The organism is Pseudomonas sp., from assembly GCF_050739995.1.
Taxonomy (GTDB): domain Bacteria; phylum Pseudomonadota; class Gammaproteobacteria; order Pseudomonadales; family Pseudomonadaceae; genus Aquipseudomonas.
Map to the genome: position 1 here is coordinate 1 of NZ_JBOICG010000455.1, position 7,955 is coordinate 7,955.

Below are 7,955 nucleotides of genomic sequence, written 5' to 3' on the forward strand. Positions count from 1 at the left end.
CTCGATGTCGGCCTGCCCGACATGGACGGCAAGGAACTGGCGACCCAGGTGCGTCAATTGCGCGCTGCCCTGCCGATCTTGTTTGCAAGCGGTTATGCCGAGAACATCGATGTGCCTGATGGTATGAAAGTGATCGGCAAGCCGTTCTCGATCGATCAGTTGCGTGACAAAGTCAAATCGATGCTACCCGACGTATAACCCCAAAAAGCGCGATGCCCCCCGCACAACACAACTCATTCATCTGGTTAGCTAGCGTCTCTGGTTTTTGCTGCTAGCTTCCAGATGCTGCGCGGCGTCCGTTCACGTTGTTTGCAGGGATTAACGTGACGTTCGACAAATAAAACTGGAAACTCGGCGTTTTAATCCCACGCCCTTTGAAAAAGCACTCAGGAAGGACGCAACAACATGATTGGAAAACCGACGCGCCTGCTGTTGGCGAGCCTCTCGATACTCATGAGTACCGGCGCATGGGCCGACTTCACGGCGACCCCGGCCGAAGCCCGAGCCATCGCCAAGGAAGCCTATCTGTACGGCTACCCGGTCGTGGAGATGTACAAGACGCTCTACACCCAGGCCGTTGATAAAGGCGGCGCCAATTTCAAGGCCCCGTTCAATCACATCGGCAACACCGCCCAGGTCTTCACCCCGAAGGATACCGCGTTCGTGACCCCGAACTCGGACACCCCCTACTCCTTCGTCTGGATGGACTTGCGCAAAGAACCTTTGGTGCTGACCCTGCCCAAGATCGAAGACAACCGCTACTACTCCGTGCAGTTGATCGACCTCTATACGCAGAACATTGCCTACCTGGGTACCCGCAGCACCGGCAACAATGGCGGCCACTACATGATTGCCGGGCCGGATTGGAAAGGTCAGCAGCCGGTTGACATCGACCGCGTGGTCTATAGCGAAAGCAACATCGCCTATGCCCTGTACCGTACGCAGTTGTTCGATGAAAAAGACCTGGGCAAGGTCAAGCAGATCCAGAGCGGCTACAAAGTGCAGCCGCTGAGCAGCTATGTAAAGCAAGCCGCTCCGGCCAAGGCGCCGAAGATCGAATGGCCCAAGCCGATGGCAACCATGACCGAAGGCCCGCAGTTGTTCCGTTACCTGAACTTCATGCTCAGCTTCGCCGCGCCCCAGGACAGTGAAAAAGACCTGCTGGCCCGTTTTGCCAAGATCGGCATCGCGCCGGGCGCACCGTTCAAGGTCAATCAACTGACCGCTGAGCAGCGCAAGGCCCTGGAAGATGGGATAGCCGACGGCAAGGCCGAGTTCGCTGCGTTCAAGAAAGACAAGATCGACACCCAGCAAGTGGCCAGCGGCGACCTGTTCGGCAGCCGTGACCGCCTGAAAAACAACTACCTGTACCGCTACGCCGGGGCCAACCTGGGCATCTTCGGCAACTCCACTGACGAAGCCACCTACTTCACCTACTTTGACGACAGCGAAGGCAAGCCAGCCAACGGCGCGCGCCATAGCTACACCGTGCATTTCGCCAAGGACCAGTTGCCACCGGCCGAAGCGTTCTGGTCGCTGACCATGTACGACGCCAAAACCAAGCTGCTGGTGCCCAACCACAAGAAACGCTACCTGATCAACTCGCGGATGCTACCCAACCTCAAGCTTGACGCCGATGGCGGCCTGACCTTGGCGCTGCAGCACCACGAGCCGCCGAAAGCCGAACAAAGCAATTGGCTGCCGGCACCACCCGGTCCGTTTTATGCCGTGCTGCGGATCTACCTGCCCAAGCCTGAGGCGGTTAACGGGCAATGGAAACTCCCACCGTTGACGCCGCTCAAGTAACCCGTCCTGCGCCCGGTCCTGACGGACCGGGCCAACAACTCCTGCTCGTTCTTGCCGGTGCAGGGTTATCAGTGTTTGAACTTGGCGTAGGACTGGTGCAGGTCCGAGGCCCAACCATCAATCACACTTTTCACATCATCAGCCTTCATTACCTGCGAGTCATTGGACAGCGGTTTGCCCGTGCCTTTGCGTACCACTTGGGCGAGCACCTTGCCATTACCGCCGTCAAGGAACTGCGCTTCGGTGCCCAAGGTGGTTTCCTGGTCGCGGATGCCAGTGCTGGTACTCACCGCCGCCACCACCAGAGCCACTGGAACGTACTCGTAAGGCCTGAGGCTTTCAGTCTTGCTGCTGACCGCAGTGATGGCGGCACGCACCACGATCACCCCCGGGCCCGGTGCACTGGCTAACGGCAGGGACTTGACCAGCTCACGCTTGAGCGCCTGGTTGTAGTAGGCATTGATCCCGTCCAGGGCGCTTTGCGGAATCTTGGTCGTCGCTTGGGGCTTGGGGTAAAACTGGGTCGGCTCGACGAACACGGCCGTGTAGTCACGCAAGTTCAGGCTGGGATCGACCCAGCGCATCACTTCTGCACCCGACGGTGACTTGGCTTCTTTGAGCTGACTGTAGTCCGAAAGAAAACCGGAGTACTCGTCGGGTTGAGTGATCTTGCTGGCGCAGCCAGCCATTCCGATCGAGGCGATACACAGCGTGCTGATCATTAGCCTTAGCTTCATCATTGAACTCCCTGGCGTTCATCATCGAATCATTGAGCTGTAGGTATAGCCAACCCTGGAAAAATAACCGTTATTTCCAGTTGAGGCGTGAAACTGCACCGGTCATTTCGCAGGCAACTGCGTATGACTAATCCTCGGTCGATGGGTAAGGTGAGGCGACATTCCTTGTCAGGAGCATCGCATGCGCACCATCGGCCTTATCGGCGGCATGAGCTGGGAGTCCAGCGCCGAGTATTACCGCATCATCAACCAGCGCGTGCGCGACCAGCTGGGGCCGCTGCGCTCGGCGCAAGTCTTGATGTACAGCGTGGATTTCGGCCCGGTGGAACAGGCCCAGCATGCCGGGCGCTGGGATGACACGGCGCTGATCCTGGAAGATGCTGCGCGCCGTCTGCAGGCCGGCGGTGCCGACTGCGTGGTGCTGTGTACCAACACCATGCATTTGGTGGCGCCACGTATCGAGGCGGCGGTGTCGATTCCGTTCTTGCACATTGCCGATGCCACCGCAGCCGCCGCGCTCGAAGCAGGCACCCTGACAGTGGGTTTGCTGGGCACCGCTTTCACGATGGAGCAGGACTTTCTCAAGTCACGCCTTGCCGCCCAGGGCTTGACCGTGCTCGTGCCTGATGCCGATGAACGCAAGGCCGTGCACCGGATCATCTACGAGGAGTTGTGCGTGGGGGTGATCAGCGAGGCTTCCCGCCAAGTCTATCAGCGCGTGATCAACAGCCTTGCCGCGCGCGGTGCCCAGACGATCATCTTGGGGTGTACCGAAATCTGCCTGCTGATCCAGCCGGAACACAGCGACCTGCCGCTGCTGGACACCACCGCGCTGCATGCGCAGGCGGCGGTGGCGTTTGCTCTGGACTAAACCGCCTTGCGCAGGCGCGCCATGCTGACGGTGTCGACAAACTGGCCGTCACGCAGGGCGTAATCACGCAACACGCCTTCAACCTCAAAGCCGAACTTGCGATACAGCCTCTGTGCCGCTTCGTTGTCTGCGTACACCGTGAGTTCCACCCGACGCAGGTTCATCCAGTTGTCGGCCACGTCCAGCGCGGCCGTCAACAGGCGCGAGCCAACCCCTTTGCCCTGCCACGCTGTCGCCACGCCCATGCCGAACGAACCGACATGCGCCTGGCGTACTCTCAGGTACTGTTCCAGGCCAAGCTGGCCGATCACTTCACCGCCGTGCACGGCCACAAGTTGCAGGCGCCGCTCGTTGTCCATGACCAGGCGCTTGCGCCACATATCGACAGACTGGAAAGGCATTTGCAGCACCTGACGGCACACGGCCGGTTCGTTATAGAGCGCAGCGACGCCTTCAAGATGGGCCTCGGTGAAACGCTGGATCACGATATGGGGTTCAGGTGTGTGCATTGTGTTTCATCCTTTGAAAGACAAGTGGCAGGCCAGTGTAAGGGGCAAGCCCGTTCAATGGCTAGGGCGCTGGCGCGGTCGTCCACAACGATGGCCAATCACCGTAACCGACCCCGGTGCAGCGCGGCATCCTGTGGAACTCACTGAGCTGGAAGCGCTTGCCGTCAAACACCCAGCTGGCCCCGCCGCCACAATCACCGATCCCACGCTGCTTGTAGAAATAACTCAGGGTGCCCGAAGCTTCGTCATACCCAACCGAACCTTGCAGAGCGGCATCTTCCAGGGGCAGCGGCTGCAGGTCCATCAGCGTTTCCTCATAGGGGGCCTGACGTTGACGGCTGCTGACGGCGAACTCGCAGTTGTAGGCCGCACAGTCATACCGCGTCACGGTCATTGCCTGTTGCGCCGTCAAGGCACCGACGCTTGCCTCGGGCTGACCCTCTTCAGGCTTGACGGCCTGCAATGCAGCGGCCACCAACCCGGCCTGTTCCTGCGCGGTCAGCGGTGGCGCTGCAGTAAACTTGCGCAGCACTGGCGTCGGTAAACCTGGGGGCACCTCGCTGACCGCGCCCTTGCCGGGGCGGGCAAGCGCCGTCACGTTATCCACTCGCCCCTGCACTGCATCCATCAACAACAACGAAGCACTCAGCCCGCTGAGCGACACATGGGCACTTTCATCACCGGGCAGTTGCAAGCGTTGGCCGTTGCGCAACCGCTGCAACCAAAGACGGGCCGGTGCCGCCTCGATCACGCCATAGGACTGCACCTCGGCATCGCCGCCTTGATCATCCAGCTCTACCTGCAAGGCCCGCGTCAATTCCAGGCCGAGAGGCTGACCATCCAACAGCATCGTAGCGGGGTCTACGGGCTCACCACGATGATCAAAACGCAAACGCAGCGATCCTTGCGGGCCGGCTTGGTGCCAGATGTGCAACGTCAGGGAGCTGTAGTCCTCTTCGTCGACCCCGCTGGGCGCGCTGAGGGCATGGCAATTGCGCAGGTTGTCGCAACCGGTGACCCAGTTCTTGATTTCCCGGAGCAAGGGCACGTTTTCAGCAGGGGGTTGGGCGCAGGCTTGGGAGGTGGCACCGGCCAGTAACAGGGCCAGGAATGCGGGGCGCAGCATGGGGGACTCTCCGTGTCGAAAAGGCGCGGATTGTCCCATGTTCAATGCATGGCGTCAGCGTGCAGAAGCGGTTCGCCACACCCGCGCAATATCTGCCGCGCGCTCGCGCAGCAAACGCGGTGCTTCGCTACACGCTTGCTCAAGGCTCATCGGCCCACTCGGCAAAGCGAACGCAGCCGCCACGCCATGGGCGTACATCTGTTCATAGCCGTCGCCCAGGGTGCCCGCGATCACGATGACTGGCACTTGGTGTTGCTGGGCAATACGCGCCACACCGAATGGGGTTTTACCGCGCAGGGTCTGGGCGTCGAAGCGGCCTTCGCCGGTGATTACCAGGTCGGCGCCACCTACGGCTTCATCCAGGCCCACCAGTTCGGCCACCACCTCCACACCGGCGCGAAATTGCGCGCCCAGGAAGGCTTTGGCGGCGAATCCCAGGCCGCCCGCAGCGCCGCTGCCAGGCTCGTCGCGTACATCTTTGGGCAGCACTTTGGCGCAGTGGTCGGCAAAGTGGCCAAGGGCTGCGTCCAGTTGTTGGACTTGCTCGACGTTCGCGCCTTTTTGCGGGCCGAATATCGCCGAAGCACCGTGGGGGCCGCACAACGGGTTGTTGACATCGGCGGCGATTTCAAAACGTACCTGGGCCAGGCGTGGGTCCAGGTTTTCAAGGCTGAGATGTGCCAGGCGGGCCAAGGCCAGGCCACCGGGTGGTAGCGCTTGGTGTTCGGCGTCGAACAGTTGCACGCCGAGCGCCTGCATCGCACCCGCGCCGCCATCGTTGGTGGCACTGCCGCCAATCGCCAGGATGATGCGCTGGGCGCCGACATCCAAGGCCGCGCGGATGAGTTCGCCGGTGCCATAGGTGGTGGTTTTGCACGCGTCGCGCTGGCCCATCGGGACCAATTGCAATCCGCTGGCTTCAGCCATTTCTATGATCGCGGTATGGCTGTCGGCCAACCAGCCCCAACGTGCGTCAACCGCTGCACCAAGCGGGCCGCGTACGGTTTGGTGGCGCAATTCGCCATTGCACGCCGCCAGCACCGCATCCACCGTCCCTTCACCACCATCCGCCATCGGGCACTGGATCAATTGCGCATCCGGCCAGACCAGGGCCAAGCCTTCGGCAATGGCTTGGGCGACGCCGTCAGCACTCAGGCTGTCCTTGAACGAGTCGGGGGCGATGATGATTTTCATGGGCTTTCTCCGGTTTTTATAACGCCCATGCTGCCAGTTGTCCGGGGTAATGACGCCGGTCGGATGCACAAGAGTGGCTGAGGTTTGTTGTTCATTCCGACAAAGCGTGCGGAAACAGCTGTACGCCCAGATAAAGAGCGAGCATGCCATCCAGGGTCAGTGGGTCGACCCCACTGAGTTCAGCGATACGTTCCATGCGATAACGCAGGCTGTTGCGATGGATGCCCAAGGCATCCGCACACGCCTGGCTTTGCCCGTCGTGCTCGCACCAACTGCGTAACGTGGCGAGCAGTTGGCCGTTGGTGTCCTTGGCCAATACTTTGCGCAGCGGGTTGAGCAACTCGTCCAGAGCGTCGTCATTGCGATGCCGCCAGAGCATCACCGGCAGGCGGTAACGGTTGAGCGTCAACAGGCGTGACTGAGGGAGAACATCCCGGCCGTAGGCCAGCAAATCGCCAACGCGTCGATAGCAACGGCGCAGTCCGGCCAAACCATCGGCCTGCCCGCCCACGGCCACGCGAAGGATGTTCCAACCTAAGCCATCGAGCTTTTCCAGCAGGCGTGGATTGTCCACCGCCACCGTTGCCGGCCGACACCACAGCAGAGATAACTGCGCCGAACTGACACACCAACTGTCCGGATAACGACTGCTCAGCCAGGCACTCAACGCTTCTGCTGATTGCCCCTCGCCCAGTTCGAATAGATAGGGAGTACGCGCCATCTGCGGCTTGAGCCCCAACTGCTGGGCTTCGTCCACCAGTCGCGGGGAGTCGCCACTGTCGGCCAGCAACAACGCCAGCAGATCATCGCAGCGCTGACGGCGCCATTGCTGTTCAGCTTGCTGGTGGCGATGGCTCACCAACATTTCTGCGGTCATGCGCACCAGCTCGGCGTAAGTGCGCAGCCCTTCGGGTTCGCCGGTAATCCCCAGTACACCGATCAGGCGCTGGTCATGCAGCAGCGGCAGGTTGATGCCCGGCTGCACGCCCTTGAGGTGCTTGGCGGTCTGGCCGTCAATTTCCACCACACGCCCATTGGCCAGCACCAGTTGTGCGCCTTCGTGACGGGTATTGATGCGCTCCGGCTCGCCGCTGCCAAGGATCAGGCCCTGGCTGTCCATGACGTTGACGTTATAGGGCAGGATCGCCATGGTGCGATCGACGATGTCCTGCGCCAAGTCATGATCCAACTCGAACATGGGGCTATTTTCCTGGAAAGCGGGTTGTTCACCGGCACAGCGTAAAGGGTGCTTCACTGTGCGCGAGCACAAAGACAGTACCCCGTCACGTCACCGAGACTGTTTGGGCGATCAACGTTACCCTCGCATCGCGAAAAATCATAATAAAGAGAGACTGCCATGTCACAGAGCGCCGCTGCCACACTGGCCACCGATGACGATAAAAACGCCATCTACAAGCGCGTTACCCTGCGCCTGATCCCCTTCATTTTTATCTGCTACCTGTTCAATTACCTCGACCGGGTAAACGTTGGTTTTGCCAAGTTGCAGATGCTCGATGCATTGAAATTCAGTGAAACCGTGTACGGCCTCGGTGCCGGGATCTTCTTTATCGGCTACGTGCTGTGTGGCGTGCCAAGCAACCTGGCGCTGACCAGGTTCGGCCCACGGCGCTGGATTGCGCTGATGATGATCGTGTGGGGCACGCTGTCCACTTGCCTGCTGTTTGTCACCACCCCGACGCACTTCTACACCC

8 protein-coding genes and 1 pseudogene are annotated in these 7,955 nt (G+C 60.6%); 4 read left to right on the forward strand and 5 right to left on the reverse strand.

The genetic code is table 11. The annotated features are described in order from the left end of the window. Both ACRESD_RS15135 and ACRESD_RS15140 read left to right on the forward strand, forming a co-directional pair. Positions 1 to 198, forward strand: a pseudogene (locus ACRESD_RS15135) (response regulator); the annotation flags it as partial. Positions 199 to 405: 207 nt separating this feature from the next. Further along, positions 406 to 1,806, forward strand: coding sequence for a DUF1254 domain-containing protein (locus tag ACRESD_RS15140; RefSeq protein WP_431751658.1), 1,401 nt, complete (start codon positions 406 to 408; stop codon positions 1,804 to 1,806). Positions 1,807 to 1,874: 68 nt separating this feature from the next. Here the strand turns inward: ACRESD_RS15140 and ACRESD_RS15145 are convergent, their stop codons facing one another. Further along, positions 1,875 to 2,543, reverse strand: a complete 669-nt coding sequence (locus ACRESD_RS15145) for a DUF3313 domain-containing protein (RefSeq protein WP_431751659.1) — start codon at positions 2,541 to 2,543, stop codon at positions 1,875 to 1,877. 181 nt (positions 2,544 to 2,724) lie between these two features. Between ACRESD_RS15145 and ACRESD_RS15150 the strand changes: the two genes are divergently transcribed. Then, positions 2,725 to 3,414, forward strand: a complete 690-nt coding sequence (locus tag ACRESD_RS15150; RefSeq protein ID WP_431751660.1) for an aspartate/glutamate racemase family protein — start codon at positions 2,725 to 2,727, stop codon at positions 3,412 to 3,414. Here ACRESD_RS15150 and ACRESD_RS15155 read toward each other — a convergent pair. The 4 genes from ACRESD_RS15155 to ACRESD_RS15170 all read right to left on the reverse strand — a co-directional run bounded on the left by ACRESD_RS15155 (position 3,411) and on the right by ACRESD_RS15170 (position 7,441). Then, complete coding sequence (locus ACRESD_RS15155; protein WP_431751661.1) at positions 3,411 to 3,923, reverse strand: GNAT family N-acetyltransferase; 513 nt, start codon at positions 3,921 to 3,923, stop codon at positions 3,411 to 3,413. The two genes, ACRESD_RS15150 and ACRESD_RS15155, sit on opposite strands and share 4 nt — an antisense overlap. A gap of 61 nt (positions 3,924 to 3,984) precedes the next feature. Next, entirely contained in the window at positions 3,985 to 5,049 is a 1,065-nt protein-coding gene (locus ACRESD_RS15160) for a DUF1176 domain-containing protein (RefSeq protein ID WP_431751662.1), read from the reverse strand. Between the two features lie 54 nt (positions 5,050 to 5,103). Beyond that, complete coding sequence (locus ACRESD_RS15165; protein WP_431751663.1) at positions 5,104 to 6,243, reverse strand: glycerate kinase; 1,140 nt, start codon at positions 6,241 to 6,243, stop codon at positions 5,104 to 5,106. Positions 6,244 to 6,334: 91 nt separating this feature from the next. Next, entirely contained in the window at positions 6,335 to 7,441 is a 1,107-nt protein-coding gene (locus ACRESD_RS15170) for a sugar diacid recognition domain-containing protein (protein WP_431751664.1), read from the reverse strand. A 159-nt stretch (positions 7,442 to 7,600) separates the two neighbouring features. On the opposite strand from ACRESD_RS15170, the gene ACRESD_RS15175 reads away from it, so the two are divergent. Next, positions 7,601 to 7,955 (forward strand): MFS transporter (locus tag ACRESD_RS15175; RefSeq protein WP_431751665.1); only part of this gene is annotated, 355 nt, incomplete at its 3' end.